Origin of the sequence: Paenibacillus sp. CF095 (genome assembly GCF_900101225.1) — a bacterium.
Taxonomy (GTDB): Bacteria; Bacillota; Bacilli; order Paenibacillales; family Paenibacillaceae; genus Paenibacillus.
On the sequence record NZ_FMZN01000001.1, the window covers coordinates 2,979,224 to 3,003,327 of the forward strand.

Consider the following 24,104-nt stretch of genomic DNA (forward strand, 5'->3'; position numbering starts at 1 on the left):
ACGAGTCCTACCCTCTTTCCTTATTAGAATGTTCAATCTTTACTTACTCGTTGCAGTGACGCACATGCTGCTTGATAGGCGGGTAACAAAGCATCCAGCAAAGGTTCTGCTTTCCGTGATTGACCTTCCTTCGCGAACTGCTCTATCCGGGCAAACAAAGTTGATAGATAACGAATCCCCAGACTCAGACTCCCTGATTTCAGATCATGGGCTACCTCGGTTGCAGCAACATGGTCGCCGGACACAATATGTCTGCGCAGCACCTCAATCTTGCCAGGTGTTTCGGTACGATACATGTCCAACAACATACCAAGGAGTGTACGATCGCCATCGGTGTTTAATTCCGCAATCTCATGTACGATGCTCATATTTAGTACCTCTGTCGGTTCGGAGGATTGCTGCCACTTCTCGATCATCTTACTCAGAATTTCCAGCGTGAAGGGTTTGCCAATAAAGTCATTCATCCCGGCTTCCATACACTTGTCTTTCTCTCCCTGCATGACATTACCTGTCATTGCAATAATGGGTGTGGAATGGCGCATTTCATCCATTTCTATCGAGCGGATTTTGCGTGTTGCCTCCAAACCGTCCATCAATGGCATCATATAGTCCATGAGAATCAAACTGTATTTTTTGCTGAGAAAAGCAGCTATTGCCTCTTCCCCATTCACTACAGCGTCCACTTGGGTTATTCCCAGTTTCTTGAGCTGTAACATAACAAGCTGTCGGTTGATGACATTATCATCGGCCAGCAATACAGATACAGAAGGAGCTTCATCATCCATATCCTGCCCCTGATGCTCTTGAGCGGAAGCAACAGACTGATTAGCGGATTGGTTACCGTCTTTCTTACCAAGTGTAAGTTCGAACCAGAATGTTGATCCTTCACCCTCCTGACTGTCTACTCCAATCCGACCTTCCATCAGTGTAACGAGCGACCTGCAGATCGATAATCCAAGGCCCGTTCCTCCATACTCACTTGAGCGTCCTCGTTCAGTCTGCATGTAGGGTTGAAATAACTGGTTCTGATCTTCTTCCGAGATACCAATCCCCGTGTCTTCGACTTCAAATCGGATCATTTGTGTAATCTCATCATCTTCCATAAGGGTAACTCGTATCCGCACCGTACCTTCTGATGTGAATTTGTTCGCATTCTGAATTAGATTGATCAGTATCTGTGTAATCCTCGTTGGATCCCCTTCAAGAAGAGTAGAGATTCTGGGGTCACAGTCTATCGATAACTGATTTCCGTTCTTTCTGACTTGGGGTTCGAGCAAACGAACAATATAGTTTATCGTCTCTTGCAGATCCACTTCTCCCAGTTCTAGTCGCATCTGACCCGCCTCAAGTTTGGACAGATCCAGAAGATCCTGAATCAGCTTAAGCAGCAGTTTGGCAGCATCCTGTATAACGGAAACCGAATTCTCCTGTTCTTCAGACAAGGGAGATAACTTAAGCATCTCAGCCATCCCCAATATGCCATTTAATGGTGTACGAAAATCATGACTGATACCTGCAATAAATGCGATTTTTGAATCACCTGCATCTACTGCTTGCTGACGTGCAGCTTCAAGACTGTTATTGTTCTTTGCAAGCAGACGCTGGAGTGTCACCAGTTCATTATTCATATCCGAGAATTCTGCAAGTGTTCGTTCCTCTTGCTCTTTACTCCGAATCATCTGATCCGATAACTGCTCAATCGTTCTGCGTAGCCTCTGTATCTCTCCGCTCTCATTAGACATCACATCATCCCTCTCTTAATCCCTAACCATATCAAGCTGATTACATGTAGCTGGCTGAGCCAGTAATTGTTCTGCAACCGCTACCGCTTCATCGGCTCCTGGAGCATAACCGTCAGCTCCTATCGTTTTCCACAACTCCTGATCAATATTAAAGGGATATCCCCCAACCATAATCTTCACATGTGCCGTTGCCGGATGATGACGGATCAGATGAATCAAATCTTTGGCCAGATGAAGGTGATATGTCATCGTAACCGATATCGCAACAACATCGCCCTGATGCCGCTCTATAGCCTCTATTACACTTCCATTGGGAACATTGGCTCCCAGATAGTGCGTATCCCAACCTTCCATCTCGAACACATCTGTGAGCATACGCAGTCCGATCTCATGTTGTTCACTACCTACACAGGTAGCCACTAGTTTTTTATCCTGACCTGTATGAATCAACCAGCGAGAATAAAGACGTGATATGAATGACTGAGTCGCTGCCGTACAAAAGTGTTCTTGTCCCACACTGATACGATGGCATTGCCACAATCGTCCAATTTCATATTGGGTGGGCTGAAAGATATATCGATAAATATCACGAATCGTCACCCCAGCTTCTAACTGGGCTTCAATGATCTCGAAGGCTTCTTTCCGTTTATTCTCAAGCAAACACTGCAAGTACGATTGCGCGGCATCTCCATATGGCATGGATTCGTTGATGTAACCCGCCTGTGACTCCATGTGTGTTGTTCTATATATTCCCATCTCCAGATACTCGAGCAAAAATGCCTTTGACGGATGGTCAAATTCTTCTTCCAATGTCTCTTTGATCAGATTGAGATTAATTGCCAGGTCTTCTGGTGATACCTTATAACCCTCAAGTAGAACTTTCAGCCAGGCAATATAATGAGTAAACAGACCTGGACTCTGTACGAGCGCACTTTCTGCCAAATAGTTCAAGCTATACTCCGAATCCTGTTTGGTTCGCATTTTTCCATTCTCGCCAAATCGCTCAAGTAAATCGGGCTGTCTGAGATACTGTTTCTCCGTTATTTTATCAGCTAATTTCGCAGATTCTTGGAGCAAACGTTCTCCTGCTTCTTGATGACTCATAGATGCACCTCTCCTCTACCCGCATCACATCTCCATCATCATTCGTGACTAATCCAGAATGAGATCGATGTTAGCTAACTTGCAATCGGGATAGGTTCTTCTACTTGATCCAATCCATCCATACCGCTCTTAATCGTTCTGTTCCATTATACATGAACTTTCGATGATCATGTTTTACACACGATGAATGTATAGAACAATCTTCCTATATTATGGAGGGCCTTGCAAGCCAGTCAGCCAGTATATGCCTGTACTTTTCGAGATCCACAAAAAAACTGACCTGCGTTATGAACGCAAGTCAGTTTTCCCTTCTGCCGCCAATCCCAGCTTCTTCAACATCTTAATCGCATCCACTTTCTCTGAAGGGTCAAGTCCTTCCAAAGCATCAATGATGACCTGATGGTGTTGAGGAAATATCTGTGTGAACAATTCTCTTCCTTCCTCGGTTAACTCAGCGTAAATGACACGCCGATCTTCTTTGGATGGTCGACGAAACAGCAGATTTTTATTTTGCAACTTATCTACAACGTACGTAATATTACCACTGGACATTAACACCTTTTCACCAATCTTTTGCAATGCCTGCGGTCCCTTATGATATAACAAATCAAGCACACCAAATTCTGTCGTATTCAGTCCGTGACTCTGGATGTCCCGATTGGAACGTGAGGTCACAGAATTGTAGGCCCGAACAAGAACCACGAATAATTGTAAAGACAGTTCCCGGTTGTCCTCCGTGTTCAGCATTTCAATAATCCTCCATCAGTTGTTTACATTTCGGCTCGTATGAGAGGCCCGCTTCTGCTCCCACTCCTCACGGAGCATCCCCATACGAATTGAATCATAGTACTGCCCGCGAACCATACGACACTTCCGCATTCGCCCCTCCACCTGTAATCCGGCTCTCACAGCCGCACGCATCATACGTTCATTACCAGACCAAGTAGTCAATCCAACCCGAACCAAAGGCATCTGTTCGAACAAATGACTTGACCACATGGTAAGTGAACGTGTGCCAACCCCGCGTCCCCACTGGACAGATCTGTATATTACAATCCCCATTTCCAGCCACATGGATAACTCATCTTCTATGTAATAGCTGATTGTACCCACAATTTGTCTGTCGGATTCAATAATACGGATTGACACGGGTTTGGAATCGCCTGGATCTACGTCCATACGTTTGAGCATACCTTGTTCAAAACTTTCATAACTTTCGTGTTTAAGTGGGTAATAGGGTGCATCCCATTGCTTCCATTCAGGTACGTCATCACTGTAGATCAATTCATAGAGCTCTTTCAGATCCTGTTTCTCCACACACCTGAGTACAAGTTCACCATCAACGATAGGCAGTTCTTTCATACGATGAAAAGCACCCTCTTCCATATTAAGAACGATGAAGCTCTTCGATACTTCCGTCCGCATTGGCAAGAATGACTGTACTAGCCATATCCACAAATAGTCCGTTATCAACAACACCTGGCAGCATGTTCAACTGAACATTAAGGTCCGCAGCGTGATCAATCGCCTCCAAGTGGCAATCTGCTATCAGGTTTCCGTTGTCTGTCAGATAACGTTGCTGTCCATCCATCCGCCACTGTGGCTGACACCCCAATTTTTCGAGCGCCTGTAAGGTCCACTCAGAAGCAAATGGAACCACCTCAACTGGAAGCGGGAATTTCCCCAACTTTTGCACGGCTTTGCTGCCATCCGCTACAATAATCAATTTGTCACTATTGGCTGCCACGATTTTCTCACGCAAAAGAGCCCCGCCCCCCCCTTTAATCAGGTTAAATTCGGGATCTACTTCATCAGCGCCATCAATGGTCAGATCCAGACGTCCAATCTGGTCAAATGGGACGATGGGAATCCCCCATTCACGGGCAAGCTTGTCCGAAGCCTCTGAAGTGGCAACTGCTTGAATGTTCAATCCATCACGTACCCGCTCACCGATCCGGCAGATGGCATAATAAGCTGTTGAACCTGTACCCAAACCAACCTTCATTCCATCCTCAACATATTCTGCCGCACGCTCTGCTGCTATCTGTTTAAGATTCATCTATAAACCCCCGCTGCTCATAATTTGAGAAATGCATATGTAGTTATTATAGATAAAACCGCTTCCGATGTATATCCGTGCCTTCTGTTGCATCTTTGCCATCATATTTTTGTTTTGTTGAAGGATGTATTTTTACCCACCATGTTATAGAATACAGAATGAAGCTAAAAAATGGGAAATTTTAAAATAAACAGTTCTAAATACCTATAATACATCTGATATGTCCATAAATACGTAAAATATTAAAAAAAATTTAACGATACTATTCAATTTAACGACATTTTATACGACATATTAATTATAGATGTGTTTTAATAATTAGACACCTATGGTTCATACGGTACATAAGTCTCTACGAAAGCGACTGATAAACCAAGACCATGGTCGCATAAATTTCCTTTGGAGGGGATCACGGAATGATCTAGTTCACTGTACGAATGCAACCCTAAAGTTTCTTAATTTAAAGAAGATCAGGAGTGGAATTAAGTGAAATCATTAAGTTGGAAAAGCATGTCGTTTTTCTCAAAAAATCTGTTACTCTCATTTACCAATATCATTATCATCGGGGTAGCACTTATCGCAAGCAGTTACTATTTCCAAAAAACAGTTCTTGTTGATCAACTGCATGGACAGGTGGAACAAATTACCAAAAAGTGGGCTGAAGATATCAATCCTGCCGAGGTACAAGCTGCTATTGCGGAAGGTAGCTATGATGGAGCAACACAAACGAAATTACGAGCGTATTTCGATGAAATGCAAGAATATTATCCTAACATTGCACAAGCCTACATCTTCGGTGTCGAGCTCGGTGGCGATAACAAGAGATTAACTTCCCTTGTAGCGATGCCGACCAACCTAAGAGAGGCTTTTCAAAGTGAGAACGTAAATATTGGTGACATGTATGAGCAGCCGGTCGTTGTAGCCAATGCACTGAAAGAAATGCTTAATACGGATCGCCCAACATTCACAACATTTTATTCCGATGATTTCGGAACATGGACAACCATTGCATATCCAATCAAAGACAGCAACGGAAAGATTTTCTCATATTTTGCCATTGATGCAGATGCATCAGCCGTACCCGCAGGACTGAACTCCTTGCTTAAAAACGGAATTATCATCCTTGTCGCCTTCTTGCTGTTATTCCTGATTATCCAATACCTTGTAGTTAAAAACACACTTTCCCCTATCCGTCACTTGATCAAAGGAATTGATGACGTAAGTCGGGGTAATTTGAATGTCAACATTCCGACAGGCAAAGACGATCTGGGACTCGTTAACGAGAAGTTCAACACCATGGTTCGCAAAATCAACGATACTATCGTTAAAGTGCAAATCACATCACAAGAAGTAAATCAGTCTGCCAAAGAACTATATGAAGTATCCGAGCGCAACAGTGAGAATGCAGATTCTATTAATAATAATGTGACTCAAATCACTTCCAACATTCGTTCACAGGAACAGGCAACCCGGGATAGTGCACGTGCCATGTCCGAGATGGCTACCGTAATCCAGACGATTGCCAGCAGCTCGGCAAGTGTAGCGGATGAAGCCTATGAGATGGAACGTCGTTCGCAACAAGGTAACAGTGTTGTCCGTCAGGTATCTGAACAGATGAATCTGATTACGGAATCGGTTAAGAATACCGCTTCTGCCATTGAGGTTCTGGAGAGTCGTTCACAGGAAATCGGCGATATTCTCAATATCATCTCGGGAATCTCCAGCCAGACTAACTTGCTTGCTCTTAATGCATCCATTGAAGCAGCTCGTGTTGGTGAAGAAGGAAGAGGATTTGCAGTTGTTGCAGGTGAAGTACGCAAACTTGCTGAGCAGTCTGAACAAGCAACCAGCCAGGTTGGCGTATTGATCCAAGAGATTCAAGCCGGAATTAAACAAGCTGTACGTGCTATGGAACAAGGTACATCAGAAGTAGATACAGGGCTCAGCGTAGCCGATCAAACAGGACAACTGTTCGAAGATATTTTAGAAGCAGCGAAAAAAGTATCTAATCAGATTCAGGAAGTCTCAAGCGCGACGGAAGAAATCTCTGCGGGTACGGAGGAAATGACCGCTACAGCAGACGACTTGTCTTCAAGCGTAAGTAAGACAGCAAACAGCAGTGAACAAATTTCCTCATCTGTTGATGAGCAAAAAGCATCTTTGATTACACTGGTAGACTCCTCCACACGTCTTAACAGCATGTCTGAGGAACTCCAAGAATTGATCTCTCATTTCAATGTAAGCAAACAATAATTCAAATCCACAAACATTCGGTTTGAACCAAGGAGGAATAACTGAAGTGATTGAAAACCAACCATCTTCTTCCCATTCCATGGAATCTAGCTTGCCAGTTCTGCAGATTCCACTGGATTTTGGGCGACGTCAACAATCATTCTCTTATCAGTCTGCTCAAATCACATTACATGCTTCTCTGAGCCGTGAACTTAAACAGAAGTATGGAGAACAGATGGTGTACCCGGTACTCCTCTCAGCTTATGCAGCCTTGTTATTCCGATTGTCAGCTGAACAGGAACTTGCCATAGGTATACTTTCCCCCGATCAGGCAGCTTCCTATCTTTCTTTACAGATTCAGGGGAAATTGACCTTCAGCCAACTATGTCATCAGGTTTCAGAGCAGCTCAAGATTGAATACACGTTGCAAAACGGTGGATACCCTGAATCGTTTTTTATGCTGAATAGTGTACAGTTGCCTCAAGCTCCTCAAATATTAAACTGGAACGTTCGAGATGATCAGAACATGCTCATCCTCGATCTGTTCTATGATAGTTCACTGTTAAAAGAGTCTACCGTGCTGAGATATGCAGAATATTATCAGACTCTTCTACTCGCCCTTGTGCGTGACGGTGAGAAAGCAATCGGTACGGTAGATATTCTTTCTGCCTCAGACCGATTGCTTTACCGTGAAATGAATGATACTTCTGTTCTCGAACCAGAGAATCAGACGGTTCATGGCTGGTTCGAAGCAACGGCAGCGGCATATCCGGATTCACCGGCGATAACATCGCCATCCAAAAGTTATACGTACAGGGAATTGAATGAACGAGCTAATCAGGTTGCACGTGTTCTGTTATCCAATGGATTGCAGAAAGGTGAATTCGTCAGTATCTTTATGGATCGAAGTCTGGAGACCATCATCTCCCTGCTTGGAATTCTGAAAGCAGGTGGTGCATATGTTCCGATCGACCCTGAGCATCCACAAGAACGTAACAGTTATATTGTGGAAGATACGGCGTCCTCATTCGTGCTGACAACGGAGGCTTCTTATGCCCAAGCTTCCAGCTTGTTCTCCAGTATAGCTACGGTCCGTCAGATTCTCGCTGTGGATGGTCGTTTAGCTGGATTTGCAGCAAGTAACCCCAATCTGGATATTCAGCCAGATGATCTTGCGTATATTATCTACACGTCAGGGTCGACCGGTAAACCCAAAGGTGCACTGATTGCCCACCGGGGTGTAACCAATCTTGGCAGTGTGGTTCAGCGTGATTGTGACATTCAACCAGGTGATGTATTAACCCAGTTTGCTACATACAGCTTTGATGCATCCGTGTGGGATACCATTGGCGCCTTGTTCTATGGAGCAGAATTATATCTGTTGTCTGCGGAAGAACGTGTATCCGTTGAAGAATTCGCAAGTGCAATTGAACGGACAGGAACAAACATCATTACGATACTGCCCACGATTTTCTTCAATCAGCTTGCTTCCTACTTATCCGATGAAGGTTTCCACAAGCTGGCCAAAGTCAGAATCATTACTGTAGCCGGAGAAGCGCTCTATGGTGAACAGGTTCGTGCCTTCCAGCGCAAATTTGGAAACCAGATTGATATTGTTAATGTGTACGGACCTACCGAATGTACAGTAGCCACAACTACTCACCGCATCAGTGAGCAGGTTCCCGAACATGTGGTGAACATCCCTATCGGTAAACCAATTCATAACTACAAAGTATACATTGTAAATGAAGAACAACAGCTCTGTCCGGCAGGTGTACCTGGTGAGGTATATATTGCTACCCCTGCACTGGCCAAAGGTTATCTCAATCAGCCAGAACGTACTGAGCAAGCATTCATTGAGAACCCGTTTGCGATAGGTGAGAAAATCTACAAGTCTGGCGATATTGCCAAATTACTGGATACCGGGTTGCTCGAATATGTTGGTCGCAGTGACTCTCAGCTAAAAATTCGTGGTCACCGGATTGAGATTGGTGAGATTGAAGATCACTTTGCACGGCTTGATCAGATCCAGAACGTTGCCGTCATTCCGAAGAAAGAATCCGATGGACAAAATATGCTGGTTGGTTACTTTACATCGAAAGATGGCAGTACCCTCTCCGTTTCGGACATCAAGGCAGAACTGACGGAGAAACTTCCTTCTTATTTTGTACCGAAGTGGATCTGTCAGCTGGATGAAATGCCGATTGCACCGACTGGAAAAATCAATCGCAAAGCGATGGTATTCCTGCCTCATGTGGAACGACATGAAGATCGCCCTGACCGGGTCATGCCTGAGACGGAGACGGAATCCATTATCCTGGACGCATGGAAAGAAATCCTTCAGCACGATGACTTCGGTGTCGAAGACAGCTTCTTCAATATCGGTGGTGATTCACTCCGGGTCATTCATGTACTTGTTATTCTGAAGCCACATTATCCACAGCTGAAAATTGCCGATTTCTTTGCCGAGAAAACAGTCCGTGCTCTCGCTCGTCGTGTGGAAGTATTGTCTCTCAGTGCTGCAGAAGTTACGGATTCAGTGGTGACCGATGGTATGATTACACAATTATCCGAACACCCTGTGGAGCTAACATCCCAGTTGGGGTACCCGCTCATTCGTGAACCTGAGCATGTGTTGCTGACTGGAGCAACTGGTTATCTGGGCTCTCATGTGCTGCAACAGTTAATTCTGAATTCCAGCACACGAATCTACACCCTTGTTCGTCGACCATCCAATGGAATAACTGCAATGGAACGTTTGACTAACGTGTTGGAAGGTTATTTCGGCAAACAACTGACTGACCATCTCTCCACTCGTGTGGAGATTATTGAAGGGGATCTCGAACAACCTAATCTCGGTCTGTCGGCTGAACAAACGGCTTATGTTCAGGATCGAATTGACCGTGTCATCCACTGCGCTGCAGACGTACGTCATTTTGGCGATGCCGATCAGTTCGCCAAAACAAACGTGGAAGGAACGGTCGCATTGCTTGACTTGATTCGCAGCAAACCAGGTGCTTCCTTCCACCATGTATCCACGATGGGTATTCCGGAAGATCTGGCACTCAGCGGACAATGGGAATCTTCCCTGCAATATGATCGGTTCCCGGCTGACCTGCATGTGGACAACCTGTATTCGGACAGCAAACTTGAAGCCGAGAAAGTGCTCATGATTGCCGCCGAGCAAGGTGTACCTGTCAGCATCTATCGTGCAGGTAATCTGACTTGCCACTCCGAAACTGGACGCTTCCAGTCCAATATTGATAGCAATGCCTTCTATCGCATGATCAAAGCGATGTTATTGCTTGGCAAGGCTCCTGCGGCTGACTGGATGGTTGATTTTACACCGATCAACTATGCAAGTGAGGCTATCGTTCACCTGGCCTTACGTCAGGATACCGCCGGTCGTGTATTCCACATCTGTAATCCGGAGCCAATCCGCTATGATGAGCTGATCCGTTCTGTAAATCGGGCTGGTTACAATGTCGAGACACTTCCTTTCGCGGATTACACCCGTTGGTTGTTCGATGCCAGCATCAGCAAGGAGCCGGAAGCTCTTCAGTTGGCTATTGCACAGCTTGAAGGCGACGGTGCGAAGGATTCAGCTTATGTCTATGCTTGCCCTGTCACAACGGCTTATGTGGAACCTGCCGGAATCTCATGTGCAAAAACAGATGATCGATTCATCTCCGCCATGTTAGACTACGCCGTTCAGATTGGATATTTCCCGTCTGCAATCCGGCGCCATAACGGCACTTCTACAGCAATGGAGTAAGTTCCGTGAAGTTCAACTTTAACTAATATGAATACGCAGAAGCCACCTCATCGTCATTCACTGACGAGAAGGTGGCTTCTTTACTTCGCATTTTTCAGACGTTTTAGCTTTTTGGATCATTTTTTTAGACCCATCGGATAATTGCAATGATGGCAAGATGCGCTGGATAGAAATAACGCCAGACCCAACGTGGCCCCTTCATGCGGAATCCCGCTTGGTAATACTGAGCAATAGCAATGCCGGCGGTTGCGAGCACACTATACATTTGCACAGAGCTGTTATGCAGGAGAAGATATAGTGCATTTAACACGACATGTGCCACGACAAGTACAGGACCCCGGAAATAACGGAATAACAGAACCAATAACAACCCGTACATCCCGTAATCCATATGGCTAATTTCCATGAACCAACCTGCTCCAATTACAATCGGAATCCCCAGTAGTTTGGATGGCAATTTATCGATAACGAATAATACCAACAGGGCTGACCACAATGTCCATACCACGTTCAGAGAGTAATGATTAAACGCAGCCATGAACGGCACCTGTGATATGATCGCGATCCAGAACAGCCGCCATATGTATTTTTGTACGTCTCGTGTATGTTTATAACCGATATACACTGCAAAAGCATAGATTGGAAAAGCGATACGACCTATGATCCTCAACTCTATAATATGTGGAAAAAAGACAGCTCCTATATGATCAATTAACATCGTGATCATGGCAATCCACTGCATCATGGTTGCGACTCCCCTCCCTCTTTCCCGACGACACGAGTCTGCCATTCATTTATATAATGCGTCTTTTTGATCAACCTCTTATACATTAAGTTCATAATACATGAATTTGGTATCCTGTGCATATCCTTCGGATTCATATAAAGCTTGTGCTTGTTTGTTACTTAACTCAGTTGAGAGTGATATACGAAGAACTCCTCGCTCAGATGCCAATTGCTTGGCTGCTTGCAAGAGCTTCCTGGCAATGCCTTGCTGACGATAATCCGGGTACACATATAGATCATTAAGCACCCAGACAGGCCCCATTGATACCGAACTGAAACTGGGATATAGCTGAACGAATCCAGTACAGATTAAGCCATTCGAGAGTGACATACCGTTACTTTCATCTGTCCCATGTTCACTTTCCGCATCTGTTTCTGCTACCAAAATCACCGATTCATGGCCTTCCATTCGTTCTCTAATATACTGACGTGCTGCCTCAATGTCAGCATTTTGGTTGTAGAACATCCTGTACTCATTGAACAATCGACCCACTTCGTTACTATCAGGAAGACCCGCTTGTCTGATTCGGTGCTGCATTTCACTCAACTCCTCTGGGATGGAGACCATCGTCTCATCGTTTGTATTTCTCAATTGTAAAACATTCCTTTCCTTTTCCCCATTCATCATCTGCATCAAAGTTTGTAGTATCTTGAGCAGTGAGCTGACATTCGTTCATGCGCGCTTCCAGATTGCATCTTGCTTATCTAGTCCATACCAATTCTGTACGTTTTGTTATATTTACTTCGTATTGGCAAAAATAAAAAGGCGACCAAAGCATCCACTGCTCCGTCGCCGTAATTATTCAGTTCGATTCAGCATTCTGCTGTTCCTGACCAGGATCAGCATCGGGGAAAATGACGCCTTTCTTCAAAATCAGATTGGCATATTGGGCGCGCTCACCAGTTGCAACAATCACATAGGCATTCGAAGCGCGTTTATAAAAATCAAATCGCTCTTCATGATCAAAAGCATCCGTAATGCCTTCGTATTCTTCAATCAACCGGCGATAGTCTTCCCATATGATCGGGATCACCTGATCCCCTTTCACAACCTGCATGACAGCAGCGGGACGCTCAGCATAGGTATCCAGTGGATATAATTGCAGGATGGCATCCAGCAGTTCAACGACTCCCAGTGCGTCACAGCGTACCAGTCGCTTGGCATGACTGGCTGCGGGGAAATTGCCATCCGCCAGAACCAACTCGTCTCCATGGCCCATTTCGGACATGATTTTGAGTAACTCTGGAGGTATTATTGCGGGTATATTCTTTAGCATATACAGCTCTCCTTGGTCATCTCCAACATTAGTTAGAGCAAATTGGTTTTCTCCATTCTTCAAGCACCTTGATATCGATTCCATAAAAGCGGTTTCATCACTATTCTAACAGTATTTTTGGATGATTGCACAGCGCACACGTACGTTCGATAAGAGAATATTTCATTTTGACAAAAATACTTGTTTGACATATAGTTGTTATAACAACTAATTAATTGGGACATTTTATTATGGAAGCGAGGTCTAGCAATCACATGGACTATACACTGGAACAATCTGTTGGATTCATGCTGGGTTTCACACATCGTAAAGCTGTAGCTTTACTTGCGACACGATTCAAACCTTATGATATTACGACAGAGCAATTTTCTGTTCTCTTTAATGTTGACCGCGGTGAAGGTGTTAATCAGAAGGAGCTCGCTGCACGTGTCTTCAAAGACCAACCCACCACTGCGCGGATTATTGATCTGCTTGAGAAAAAAGGCTGGGTAGAACGCCGGACCAGCGAACAGGATCGCAGAGCCTATCTGTTATATCTCACCACGGAAGGCAAAGCGTTAATTGATATCCTCGTTCCGATTGAAAGAGAAATGAATAAAGAACTTGCTGAAGGTATATCCGAAGACCAGATGGAAGCATTTAAACATACTCTTTCCCTCATTAACCGCAACTTGTAATGAATCACAACTCAGGGGGAATACAACATCATGAAAGAACAATCTACACAACAAGTTAGACTATGGACCACCGATTTTATACTGCTGATGCTGTGCAACTTCTTGTTGTTCTTGCAACTGCACATGATCGTCTCTCCGCTTCCGTCCTACGTTCAGGAGCGATTTCACGCCAACGCATTTGAAGTAAGTTTATTCACCTGTCTGTTTGCACTAAGTGCCATTGCAGCCCGTCTCTATTCCGCGAAAGCGCTGGAGAAGGGCCTTCGTAACGCCATGATCTATATAGGCCTGTCCGTTGCCCTGCTGGCAACGCTCGGCTATTATTTTGCTGCTGGTATAGCTGTGCTCTTGTTGCTGAGAATGTTGTTTGGTATCGGGTTTGGTATGAGCAGTACCGCTTTTCCAACGATGGCCTCGGACATTGTGCCCGTCAAACGAATGGGTGAAGGTATGGGTTACTTTGGTCTATCGACTAGCTTGGCTATGTCTATGGGGCCAATCATTGGGGTTACTCTGCTCCAGGGTGCTGGATTTGTAACTCTGATGTTATGTACTGCGGGTGTCCTCGCTGTGATCTATCCACTGAGTTATTCACTGACACGCAAAAAAGCAGTCAGAACCGATAACAGTACAACCATCATGCCACAAGCCACAACAAGTGCTTCAGGGTCCAACCCAAAACAGAAGACACCTTTCAACCGGAAGCTGATTCTGCCCAGTGTGCTGAATTGCCTATTATCCATCACCTATGGTGGGCTTGTCGGATTCATCGTTTTGTATGGCAAGGAAGCCAATCTGGCCAATCCTGCGCTGTTCTTTTTGTTTAATGCACTCGCCGTGTTATTGGTTAGACCATTTGCAGGGCGGATCTATGACAATAAAGGTCCAAAAGCACTGCTCATTCCAGGGGCAATATTCGTTGCTGTCGGCCTCATTCTGCTCTCGTATGCCACCTCCATGTCCGTACTGTTCATCGCTGCCTTTATCTACGGAATCGGTTATGGTTCCATGCAGTCGTCTCTGCAGACCTGGATGATTCAAGTTGTATCTCCTACTCAACGGGGTATGGCTAACGGTATGTTTTTGAACTCGCTGGATCTGGGTATTGCGACCGGTGCCCTTCTACTTGGCGCCATTGCGGCCATAACCAGTTATACTGATATGTATCGATATTCCGTGATGTTTATGATTCTGTTCTTGCTTATATATCTGATTCAGGGAAAACGAAGCGGCAGCTTCTCCATTGAACCTCATGCTCTGCTCGCTCATACTCATATCACTGCAACGGAACCACCTCCAGATCAAACCAAGAATTCAGAATCTGGAGCCGGCAACACCGAAACTAGCCAGTCGAATAAAAGTAAACACGAATGATTGATTAAGGTCATTCTGAACATAAAAACGCGTTTACACCGAGAAAGCAAATTCATCCGCTTTCTTAGGCGTAAACGCGTTTTTTATTAGAACAGATCTGAATGTTAAACTTAAGACAGCATGGAAATGAACACAGCATACAGAACCGTCTATCTAAAATGGACTTTTCTTGCGACCTATGGGAGCATACCCTCTACTTGTCTGGATCACATCATTAGATGTTTCATCCTGTTTCTGCTTGCTTCCTGAAGTAGGTTGGTCTCCCTTATCCGGTTTAACTGCGAATAAGGTGAGCAATCCGCCCACTGCGCCAGACGCAGCGAGCACACCAAAAAGCAGGAAATGATGAGAACCGATCAGCAAAGAAACGACAGGTGGACCGAGAGATACTCCAATGAATCGCATGCTGCTGAACAGAGCCGTGATTGTGCCCCGCTGTTTTTTGTCCACGCCTTCTGTAATCAAGGCATCCAGACATGGTAACGTTGCACCTATTCCGGCACTTCCCAATGTGAAAAGACCTACTACAACATAGATATTATCGAATAAACCTATAACGCCAAGGGATACCGTCAGAAGCGCAAGTCCTGTGAAGCCAAGCCACTTCATTCGCGTTTTGTTCTTTCCAATCCACTTCCCTGCCAGGAAAGAAGACAGACATAACGCTGCCAGCGGGATCGCAAGGACAAGTCCTTTAAGTACACCTTTCAGGGCAAATTCGCTCTCCAGCGTCTCGGATAGATAATATAACACACCAAAGATGACAAACATGCAAATACCACCGATTGCAAACAACGCATACAACCAGCGTCCCTTTTCTTTTAATACGTCACGAATGGATGCCACAAATTCTACAAAGGTGGGAGGCTTTTCTTTTTTCCGTGGAGTCTTCACCAGGAAAATAACAAGAACCAGCGAAAGTACACAAAGGATAGGAATAGCCATGAATGGCGCATACCACAACCAGACCGCCAGCGCTGCACCCAGAATCGGACTTATGACTTTACCAAACGTATTCGAGGTCTCAATGATACCCAGGCTTTTGCTTACTTCGTTCTCATCATTAAACATGTCCCCAACCAAAGGGATAACAATAGGAAATGCGCCGGCAGCACCTATTCCCTGCAATAACCTGCCACCCAGAATGGTCCAGTAGGCTATGTTTCCGTTCAGCATCCATGCTGCCACACCAGCGACAGCACCTCCGACGGCTGCAATAACGAGGCTGGGAATGATAACTGCTTTTCTGCCAAAACGATCCGACAAGTACCCTGCAAGAGGAATAAGCAGGATCGCAACTACAGCGTAGACTGTAATGAGCATACTGACCTTAAATGCAGATACCTTCAACTCACGTTCAATCTGTGGCAGGATCGGTATTAGCATGGAATTACCCAAGGTCATAATTAAAGGGATGGAAGCAAGTGCGACGAGGTCCCACTTTTTATCGTTCATACCACAACCACCTTTACAGATTCTACACACAACAGCATTATTGTGCTTGTTTCGGAGGTTGATTATTCAGGACATGCTACAACTACAACAATCTAAAGTGCCGTAACGCTGCTCCACCTTTAAAAATAATATACAGCTCATTCACCTTACGTGGCGCCTCAAGCGAACATTGGACTGTTGTCCACTTGATATCTTTTCCGTTCACACTGCCACCGGGTCCAGAAACTTCACACACACCGAGCAGTTCGCCCTCCAGTCCTCCGGAACGAATCTCCAGTCTGCCCTCTTCCCCAAAAGCTGCCACTCTGGCTTCAAATCCTTGTACTTCCTGAACAGCATTATGGTTGAAAGCGATCCAGGACGATTGCTCCTCTCGATATAAGGGTTCTTCCGGAGTGATTGCCCGAACTGCCGAACGCCCTTCCAGACATTCATCCAGAAGAACACCTGCACAAGCATCGTAATTCTCGGCAAAGGTAAGCAAGTGCAGTGGACGATCCGGAATCGTCTCACCTTCAATTTCAATATCAGCCGACTGACGTATATCTGCGGAAGAACGCCCTGCCAGGATGGCCCAGGTCGCTGTCTCCAGGCAGTATTGATCTCGGGTAACATCCCATAGCGCCAGCTTCTGAACAGGAACCTCGAAACTTATCGTAACACGCGTCCCTGCTTTGACATGAACACGACGGAAAGCAAGCAGCTGCTTCTGAGCACGTTTCACTCGGGAGGTATATGAAGATCCATAGATCTGAACGACTTCATTACTGTCACGTTCACCTGTATTGTGTACCTCCACCTCAATCTTCAATTGATCTGTGGTAGTGGATTCCGGCGAAGCACTTCGACTTACACGAATTGCTTCGTATTCGAATTCGGAATACGTCAGGCCATGACCAAAAGCATATTGAACCGGTCCTTCATGATACATATAGGTCATGCCATTCTGAATGATGTCATAATCCATTATGTCAGGCAGCTGTGATTCGTCTTCATACCATGTCATATTCAATCTGCCTGCCGGGGCATAATAACCTAACAGCACATCTGCAAGCGCATTCCCCAATTCCTGACCTGCATGTGTCATATAAACGATTGCGCGGGCAATACCTTTCAACTCCTGCAAAGCAAATGGATAACTGCCCATAATCACAACCACCGTATTGGGATTGGCTTCACATACAGCTTTGACAAGCTCGACCTGACTCGGCGGAAGCAGCAGACTTGGGCGGTCAATTTCTTCTTTGCCGTTGATATAAGGGCTGTTGCCAACAACAACGACAGATACCTGACTGCCACGTGCAGCTTCTACGGCTTGTTTTATTCCGCTTGTCACAATATCAATATTGAATGCAGAAGTTATCTGTGTATTGCCTGGTGATTGACTTGCGTGTCCAGAGTCACCAACATCATTCGGATTTGTACCTGTAGCTGTAGTTTGTTCTCCTTGTGGCCGGAGTGGTGATACAGCAGAATGTCCCTGATATTCGCTCAGTCCAACAGGAATACCGTTCCACGTCCGCAAGGTGTTACTTCCGTCCGTTAGAGGATCTATTCGAACAACTTCCTTCACAAACCAGCCACCAATCTCTGGGGCGTTTGCCTGATAGATGCCTTGCTCGGTTAAACTAACGTATCGATTATTGTTCACACTTCTTAGCGTATGACTTCCCCAACCCCAATCCTGATGTACAAATTCGGCGGCTGTAGGTGCACTGGCTTCCGGCACAGCGACGAGTGTACCTTCCGCACCCAAGGTTATAACCTGACCGTCTGCTGTCTTCAGCTGAATACGGTCATTCCCATCTGAATACGTTATGTCTGATTGAGGGAGTCGATTACGCAATCCATCGAGGACGGATACACGATAAGGCAGTGTGCCACTGTACCAATCGGTATAGACAACATCCGCAAGGGGCCCAATCACACTGATTTTTTGCAACGCTTCTGGCTTCAAAGGAAGCAATCCATCATTTTGGAGTAAAACAATGGATTCGGCAGCTGCACGATAACTGAGTTTAGCGTGCTCTGGTGCACATAATACAGATTCAGGTATAGACGCATATGGATTGAGCCCAGACTGATCTAGTTGTCCAAGTCGCATCCGCACACCAAAGATGTTACGAATCGCTCGGTCCAAATCAGCGATCTCCAACAGATCCTGATCAAGAGCATCCTCCAGAGCAGATATTACAAGATCAACTTCATCTGTAAGACAATCCACTCCTGCCTTCAACGCGCCTGCTGCTGACTCGGCATGGCTGGTATGATAACCATGATAATTCACAGTCTGTGACAGGTCTCCACCATCACATACAATGAAACCTGGCATCGCCCACTCACCCTTAACCACATCATTCACATATGGACTTTCAATGGCAGGTGTACCATTGATGGAATTGTAAGCTGTCATCATGGACAATGCTCCGCCTTCCACAAATGGTGTCTCAAATGCTTTTAAATAATATTCCCGCAGATTGCGCGGATCGATGCTGGATGAACAATTCAGCCGATCTTTCTCATTATTATTGGCAAAAAAGTGTTTCAATGTAGCGACCATTTTCAGATAAAAAGGATCACTTCCCTGCATTCCTTTGACGAGAGCTGCCGACATTTCTCCCGTGAGGACTGGGTCCTCGCCATACCCCTCTTCCGTTCTGCCCCAGCGTGGGTCACGTTCCAGGTCAACCGTTGGTGCCCACAATGTTAACCCATGAACCTCAGGATCACGGTGATGATATGCCCTCGCTTCATCGCCAATGACGGAACCAATCTCCCGCATGAGCCTTGTATTCCAGGTACTTGATAGACCGAGAGGTTGCGGAAATACCGTTGCCTCACCTTTCCATGCAACCCCGTGGGCAGCTTCGCCCCCAACGTTGTAGGCTGGAATGCCCAGTCTTGGCACAGCTGCTTCGCGTGTAGGAATTAGTCGGATCTTCTCCTCCGTTGTCAATCGTGCAATCAGGTCATCCAACCTTTCCTCAAGTGAAAGTGACGCATCCCACATCGGGTATTGATGATACTCCTTCATCCTTCATTCCCCCTGCGAATTAGTTATGTCCGAGTTGCTTCCATTGCTCCAGTAAATCCAGCGTGCGCTGGCGATACTTCCGACCATCTTCAGGTTGATTGACCTGATGTTCATGAACGTAGGCATTAAAATACGAAGACAGTATTCGGTACGCAAGCCTGCGTGCCTGTCCTTCAGCGGATGAGTCCAGTGGACGATCATATCCTTCATGAAAAGCCACCGATTCTGTCGACAATATGGCTTCAAACTCCCTGTCGGCAAACATGGAACGATCTCCATCAATGATGGCCGCAATGTTTAGCTCACCATTTTCCTGATGAACAAGCACATTGGCTTCCCACAGGTCATTATGAACCAGTACCGGATGGGTCACTTGATCGAATAATTCTTTATTTTTGATGAAAATAGCGGCGATTTCTTCTCCCACACCTGACATATAATCGGCTTGTGCCGCTTTAAGTGCCGTTTCTTCTGCAAAAGAGTGCAACACCTCGGACCATTGATCCGAGCCTTTAATCGTCCCATCTCCTTGCGGCCAGCCAAACGATGCACCCTCGATCTGATGCATGATGGCGGTATACGCGCCAAGCTGATGATACAATCGCTCTTTGTCTATGTCTGAAATAGATGCGTGATCCAGCTGCTTACTCGGGATAAATTCCATAAACATGTACGTTCTTGGAATGATGGATCCGCTATCATCACAGGCGATAATGTTGGGAGCAGGAATGCATGCCTTACGGTAATATTCATACACAATCGGTTCAGCCGCCATCATCGTACGTTCAAAAGAAAAGAGTGGGTCACTCGCAGAACCAGCCGCCATCTCTCCCCGCTCTGGAGCCAAACGTAAAATCACATCCGTATAGGATGTATGTTCAAGTTGAATCCGATAGGTTGTATTAAAAAGTCCACCTTGCAGGAGACCAAACGCCTTTACTTTGGTATCGCTTCCAAAATTAATCTCTACCAGTTGATGCAGCATCTCTGCTGATATCGTGCAGTGCAAACCGGAATTCATTGTACTCATTTCATTCAATCTCCTATCATCGTAGACAAACAGACGGCACCTTTCGGCACCGTCCTTTTCTTTTACTATATCATTTTACAGTTGGATTGTAAGCACGCTTTCGCCTGTTGCTGCCGTAACGACAACACCATTTGCACCAGACACTTGGGAACCACCTTCAACGCTGGATACACTCTCAATGCCGCGAAGCACCAAGTTCCATGGTTTGCCTGCACCTTCAGCACGAACATCCAGCACTGAACCATTACGTGTAACGTTAACTGTCAGCTCCTGCTCTGCCGCTTGGTTCACAACGACAGCTTGAGCCGTTTGACCATCAGCCAGTTCGAACAAGTGCAAGGACACATCATTCGCAAAGTCGTAATCCGGTTTGCTATCCACCGCACCCACAGCGATCAGACTGTTTGGCTTAATCATCATTGGCAGTGTTTTAAAGTCATGGTTTTCACTGATCCAGCGTCCACCTTGTACTTTCGCTCCTGTCAGATAGTTCGTCCAAGTTCCTTCAGGCAGGTAATAACTCACATCACCTTCCTTGTTGAAGATTGGAGCCACCAGAATTGAATCACCAAACATATATTGCGTATCCAGGTTATATGTTGTTGGGTCCTCTGGGAAGTCCAGCAGCATAGCGCGCATCATCGGAATACCTTTTACCGTTGACTCTACCGCAGAATTGTACAGGTACGGCATCAGGCTGATTTTGAGTTTGGTAAAGTCACGAACAACGTCCACGGATTCCTCGTCAAACAGCCAAGGCACACGATACGAAGTGCTGCCATGCAGGCGACTGTGTGAAGATAACAATCCGAATTGTACCCAGCGTTTGTATACGTCAGGGCTCGCTGTGCTTTCAAAACCACTGATATCATGGCTCCAGAATCCGAAACCGGAAAGCCCCAGTGAGAGGCCACCGCGAAGTGATTCAGCCATGGATTCATACGTGGAAGAACAGTCACCGCCCCAGTGAACCGGGAACTGTTGCCCACCAGCTGTTGCAGAGCGTGCAAACAGGGCAGCTTCGTTTTTGCCAATCTTCTCTTCGAGCAATTCAAATACAGCTTTGTTATAGAGCTGTGTATAATAGTTGTGCATTTTAACCGGATCAGAACCATCGAAGTACACAACATCGGTCGGAATTCTTTCGCCAAAGTCTGTCTTGAATGAATCTACACCTTGATCCAGCAGGACTTCCAGCTTGCTCTTATACCAGTTCACAGCATCCGGATTCGTGAAGTCAACCAGAGCCATACCTGCTTGCCACATATCCCATTGCCATACGCTGCCATCGGCTGTTTTGACCAGATAACCGTTCTCCATACCTTCATCGAACAAGTAGGATTTTTCTGCAATATATGGATTGATCCAAGCACAGATTTTAAGGCCCTTCTCTTTCAGACGTGCAAGCATGCCTTCCGGATCCGGGAACATCGCTTCATCCCATACAAAATCAGACCATTGGTATTCCTTCATCCAGAAGCAGTCAAAATGGAATACAGAGAGCGGAAGATCACGTTCAGCCATGCCATCTACGAAATGGTTAACCGTTGCTTCATCATAATCCGTTGTGAATGACGTTGTCAGCCACAGACCAAAAGTCCACGCTGGTGGAAGCGCTGGTTTACCTGTTAATTTCGTATAATTATCAAGTACATCCTTTGGATTGTCACCGCCGATAATGAAGTACTCCAACGTCTCGCCTTCTACGCTGAACTGAACTTTAGATACATTCTCGGATGCAATCTCATATGATACGCGTTCAGGATGGTTTACAAATACGCCATATCCTTTATTGGACAAATAAAACGGAATGTTCTTATAGGACTGCTCACTGCTTGTACCCCCGTCCTCATTCCAGGTATCTACAATTTGGCCATTCTTAACAAACGGCGTGAAGCGCTCACCGAGTCCGTAAACGTATTCACCAATACCGAGATCCAGCTGCTCGCGGAAGTACGCTTCCTTGCTTGGACCTGTAATATAACCAGCAGCTCTTTGACCGCTACCTGTAATCCGTTTTCCTCCATACAGGAAGCTAATGTCCCAACCGTTTGTTTTGTCGATTTGAACTTCCAGATTGCCGCTTTTCAAAACAGCACCTTGTTCATTTTTTGAGATCTCAACGTTGGCTTCTTGTGTGTTAAGCTCAAATTCAGGCCCTTTTTTCACGCCGCCCTTATGGTGATTCAAGGTTACACGAATAACGTTAGGCATTGGTGAGCTGTACGTTGCTTTCAGCAATGTTCCGTTCAACGTGTCGCCTTTGGTACGAATATATTTAGTTGCCGCATATACGGTCACAGAATTCTCTTTTTGCACAATATCACGAATGTCAGTCGGGTTTTGAATCTGGTACCCTTCACGAGTCATCCAGAATCCATCAGTAAATTTCATGTTTTCTTTCCCCCTTTGGTTATATTATAATAATATTGATATTAATAACGAATTTCTTCTCTTATTTTGACCAAATATATCACGATTTTGATAATAAACATCCGATTCTTGAACATCATCACCAATCTATGGAAACGATTACATTAATAATGTAACAAAAGGAGAATCTGATATGGAACGTGAACGATTACGGGAAGACCGGATTCACGGCAATGCCATGTATCCCGTCAGTGTGTACCCGGATATTCAACAACTAAACGGAGATAGCATTCTCGATTGCCACTGGCATGATGAGATGGAGTTCACCATGGTGACCAAGGGCTGCGCCGTCTTTCAGATCGATATGAACACCGCCCAGGTTCAAGCTGGAGAAGCCATTTTCATCAATAGAGGCGAGATTCATGCGGGGTATCTGAAGGGTGATGTTCCCTGCGTATTTTCTTCTATTGTATTTAATCCCGAGCTGCTTGGCAGCCGTACCTTTGATACGGTCCAAGAGAAATTCATCGGTCCACTGGTACGCAAAACGGTGATTCCCCCTTGTCACATCAAGGCAGATGAGGATTGGGGACAAGAAATTCTGGATCACCTGAAACGCATATTTGCGGACCATGCTACCCGAACCGAAACGTGTGAAATGTCAACAAAAGCGTACCTGTACCTCATATTTGCCCGAATGTTCGAACATATGAGACCTGCTCCGCTCAAAGGCACCGTAGCTACAGGGAGTCATGACAAGGTAGAGCGCCTGAAATCCGTGCTCGGGTATATTCACAAACGGTATCCTGAACCATTAAAGCTGAAAGAACTGGCCGACGAAGCCAATATGAGCGAAGGACACTTCTGTCGTTTCTTCAAACAGATGGTGCAGAAAACCCCGGTTGATTACATTAACTATTACCGCGTTCAACAGGCCTGCGTTCAGCTTGAGAATACGGATCACAAGATTGTTGATATCGCCATGGATGTGGGTTTTGAGCATCTAAGTTACTTCATCACTACATTTAAAAAACATAAAGCCACTACACCTTCACAGTATCGCAAAATGTTCTATGAGAACGTAGGAATGGAGTCTGCTCTAGTTCAGGTGTAAAAGAAGAAGGTGCTCACAGCTATTCAGCTGCAAACACCTTCTTTATCACTTCCAATTCCCAAGAACTAACAA

At 45.5% G+C, this 24,104-nt stretch carries 17 protein-coding genes; 5 read left to right on the top strand and 12 right to left on the bottom strand.

The genetic code is table 11. The features are described from left to right. Positions 1-32 precede the first annotated feature (32 nt). The 5 genes from BLS69_RS12925 to rpiA form a co-directional block, all read right to left on the bottom strand. Positions 33-1,742, bottom strand: a complete 1,710-nt coding sequence (locus BLS69_RS12925) for an ATP-binding protein (protein WP_091032029.1) — start codon at positions 1,740-1,742, stop codon at positions 33-35. 15 nt (positions 1,743-1,757) lie between these two features. Continuing rightward, positions 1,758-2,846, bottom strand: a complete 1,089-nt coding sequence (locus tag BLS69_RS12930; RefSeq protein WP_091032032.1) for a cobalamin B12-binding domain-containing protein — start codon at positions 2,844-2,846, stop codon at positions 1,758-1,760. Between the two features lie 285 nt (positions 2,847-3,131). Then, positions 3,132-3,593 carry a MarR family winged helix-turn-helix transcriptional regulator gene (locus BLS69_RS12935; RefSeq protein WP_017689273.1) on the bottom strand — a complete coding sequence of 154 codons (462 nt, stop codon included), beginning with the start codon at positions 3,591-3,593 and terminating at the stop codon, positions 3,132-3,134. A gap of 15 nt (positions 3,594-3,608) precedes the next feature. Then, entirely contained in the window at positions 3,609-4,208 is a 600-nt protein-coding gene (locus BLS69_RS12940; RefSeq protein WP_256332287.1) for a GNAT family N-acetyltransferase, read from the bottom strand. Positions 4,209-4,233: 25 nt separating this feature from the next. After that, entirely contained in the window at positions 4,234-4,905 is a 672-nt protein-coding gene (gene rpiA, locus BLS69_RS12945; protein WP_091032039.1) for a ribose-5-phosphate isomerase RpiA, read from the bottom strand. A gap of 510 nt (positions 4,906-5,415) precedes the next feature. Between rpiA and BLS69_RS12950 the strand changes: the two genes are divergently transcribed. Together BLS69_RS12950 and BLS69_RS12955 are read left to right on the top strand one after the other, a co-directional pair. Further along, a complete protein-coding gene (locus BLS69_RS12950) occupies positions 5,416-7,158 on the top strand; it encodes a methyl-accepting chemotaxis protein (protein WP_091034997.1) in 1,743 nt (580 codons plus the stop codon). A gap of 79 nt (positions 7,159-7,237) precedes the next feature. After that, positions 7,238-10,912: a non-ribosomal peptide synthetase family protein gene (locus BLS69_RS12955; RefSeq protein ID WP_371129076.1), complete on the top strand. Its 3,675-nt coding sequence runs from the start codon at positions 7,238-7,240 to the stop codon at positions 10,910-10,912. A 124-nt stretch (positions 10,913-11,036) separates the two neighbouring features. Here the strand turns inward: BLS69_RS12955 and BLS69_RS12960 are convergent, their stop codons facing one another. The 3 genes from BLS69_RS12960 to BLS69_RS12970 all read right to left on the bottom strand — a co-directional run bounded on the left by BLS69_RS12960 (position 11,037) and on the right by BLS69_RS12970 (position 12,975). Beyond that, complete coding sequence (locus BLS69_RS12960; protein WP_240767976.1) at positions 11,037-11,657, bottom strand: TraX family protein; 621 nt, start codon at positions 11,655-11,657, stop codon at positions 11,037-11,039. 78 nt (positions 11,658-11,735) lie between these two features. Further along, positions 11,736-12,290, bottom strand: coding sequence for a GNAT family N-acetyltransferase (locus tag BLS69_RS12965; RefSeq protein WP_256332288.1), 555 nt, complete (start codon positions 12,288-12,290; stop codon positions 11,736-11,738). Positions 12,291-12,501: 211 nt separating this feature from the next. Continuing rightward, positions 12,502-12,975 carry an RbsD/FucU family protein gene (locus tag BLS69_RS12970; protein WP_036609525.1) on the bottom strand — a complete coding sequence of 158 codons (474 nt, stop codon included), beginning with the start codon at positions 12,973-12,975 and terminating at the stop codon, positions 12,502-12,504. Between the two features lie 230 nt (positions 12,976-13,205). Between BLS69_RS12970 and BLS69_RS12975 the strand changes: the two genes are divergently transcribed. Both BLS69_RS12975 and BLS69_RS12980 read left to right on the top strand, forming a co-directional pair. After that, complete coding sequence (locus tag BLS69_RS12975) at positions 13,206-13,652, top strand: MarR family winged helix-turn-helix transcriptional regulator (RefSeq protein WP_235200756.1); 447 nt, start codon at positions 13,206-13,208, stop codon at positions 13,650-13,652. 30 nt (positions 13,653-13,682) lie between these two features. Beyond that, the gene (locus BLS69_RS12980) at positions 13,683-15,026 is read left to right on the top strand and encodes an MFS transporter (protein ID WP_091032044.1); all 1,344 of its coding nucleotides are present in this window, start codon (positions 13,683-13,685) and stop codon (positions 15,024-15,026) included. A 153-nt stretch (positions 15,027-15,179) separates the two neighbouring features. Here the strand turns inward: BLS69_RS12980 and BLS69_RS12985 are convergent, their stop codons facing one another. The 4 genes from BLS69_RS12985 to yicI all read right to left on the bottom strand — a co-directional run bounded on the left by BLS69_RS12985 (position 15,180) and on the right by yicI (position 22,939). Continuing rightward, positions 15,180-16,481, bottom strand: a complete 1,302-nt coding sequence (locus BLS69_RS12985; RefSeq protein ID WP_091032046.1) for a bacillibactin exporter BcbE — start codon at positions 16,479-16,481, stop codon at positions 15,180-15,182. 82 nt (positions 16,482-16,563) lie between these two features. Further along, on the bottom strand, positions 16,564-19,515 hold the full coding sequence (locus BLS69_RS12990) for a glycoside hydrolase family 3 C-terminal domain-containing protein (protein ID WP_091032049.1): 2,952 nt from the start codon (positions 19,513-19,515) through the stop codon (positions 16,564-16,566). 19 nt (positions 19,516-19,534) lie between these two features. Then, positions 19,535-20,545, bottom strand: a complete 1,011-nt coding sequence (locus BLS69_RS12995) for a phosphotransferase family protein (protein ID WP_091032052.1) — start codon at positions 20,543-20,545, stop codon at positions 19,535-19,537. A 75-nt stretch (positions 20,546-20,620) separates the two neighbouring features. Further along, positions 20,621-22,939: an alpha-xylosidase gene (yicI, locus tag BLS69_RS13000; RefSeq protein WP_091032055.1), complete on the bottom strand. Its 2,319-nt coding sequence runs from the start codon at positions 22,937-22,939 to the stop codon at positions 20,621-20,623. 172 nt (positions 22,940-23,111) lie between these two features. Here yicI and BLS69_RS13005 point away from each other — a divergent pair, with 172 nt between their 5' ends. Continuing rightward, positions 23,112-24,032: an AraC family transcriptional regulator gene (locus BLS69_RS13005; RefSeq protein WP_091032057.1), complete on the top strand. Its 921-nt coding sequence runs from the start codon at positions 23,112-23,114 to the stop codon at positions 24,030-24,032. Positions 24,033-24,104: the final 72 nt, after the last annotated feature.

Excerpts from the sequence above, each read along its gene's own strand:
- BLS69_RS12990 (WP_091032049.1), bottom strand. The coding sequence starts at position 19,515 with ATGAAGGAGTATCATCAATACCCGATGTGGGATGCGTCACTTTCACTT.
- BLS69_RS13005 (WP_091032057.1), top strand. The coding sequence starts at position 23,112 with ATGGAACGTGAACGATTACGGGAAGACCGGATTCACGGCAATGCCATG.
- BLS69_RS12925 (WP_091032029.1), bottom strand. The coding sequence starts at position 1,742 with ATGTCTAATGAGAGCGGAGAGATACAGAGGCTACGCAGAACGATTGAG.
- BLS69_RS12930 (WP_091032032.1), bottom strand. The coding sequence starts at position 2,846 with ATGAGTCATCAAGAAGCAGGAGAACGTTTGCTCCAAGAATCTGCGAAA.
- rpiA (WP_091032039.1), bottom strand. The coding sequence starts at position 4,905 with ATGAATCTTAAACAGATAGCAGCAGAGCGTGCGGCAGAATATGTTGAG.
- BLS69_RS12940 (WP_256332287.1), bottom strand. The coding sequence starts at position 4,208 with ATGAAAGAACTGCCTATCGTTGATGGTGAACTTGTACTCAGGTGTGTG.
- BLS69_RS12955 (WP_371129076.1), top strand. The coding sequence starts at position 7,238 with ATGGAATCTAGCTTGCCAGTTCTGCAGATTCCACTGGATTTTGGGCGA.
- BLS69_RS12935 (WP_017689273.1), bottom strand. The coding sequence starts at position 3,593 with ATGCTGAACACGGAGGACAACCGGGAACTGTCTTTACAATTATTCGTG.
- BLS69_RS12975 (WP_235200756.1), top strand. The coding sequence starts at position 13,206 with ATGGAAGCGAGGTCTAGCAATCACATGGACTATACACTGGAACAATCT.
- yicI (WP_091032055.1), bottom strand. The coding sequence starts at position 22,939 with ATGAAATTTACTGATGGATTCTGGATGACTCGTGAAGGGTACCAGATT.
- BLS69_RS12980 (WP_091032044.1), top strand. The coding sequence starts at position 13,683 with ATGAAAGAACAATCTACACAACAAGTTAGACTATGGACCACCGATTTT.
- BLS69_RS12960 (WP_240767976.1), bottom strand. The coding sequence starts at position 11,657 with ATGATGCAGTGGATTGCCATGATCACGATGTTAATTGATCATATAGGA.
- BLS69_RS12950 (WP_091034997.1), top strand. The coding sequence starts at position 5,416 with ATGTCGTTTTTCTCAAAAAATCTGTTACTCTCATTTACCAATATCATT.
- BLS69_RS12985 (WP_091032046.1), bottom strand. The coding sequence starts at position 16,481 with ATGAACGATAAAAAGTGGGACCTCGTCGCACTTGCTTCCATCCCTTTA.
- BLS69_RS12970 (WP_036609525.1), bottom strand. The coding sequence starts at position 12,975 with ATGCTAAAGAATATACCCGCAATAATACCTCCAGAGTTACTCAAAATC.
- BLS69_RS12995 (WP_091032052.1), bottom strand. The coding sequence starts at position 20,545 with ATGAGTACAATGAATTCCGGTTTGCACTGCACGATATCAGCAGAGATG.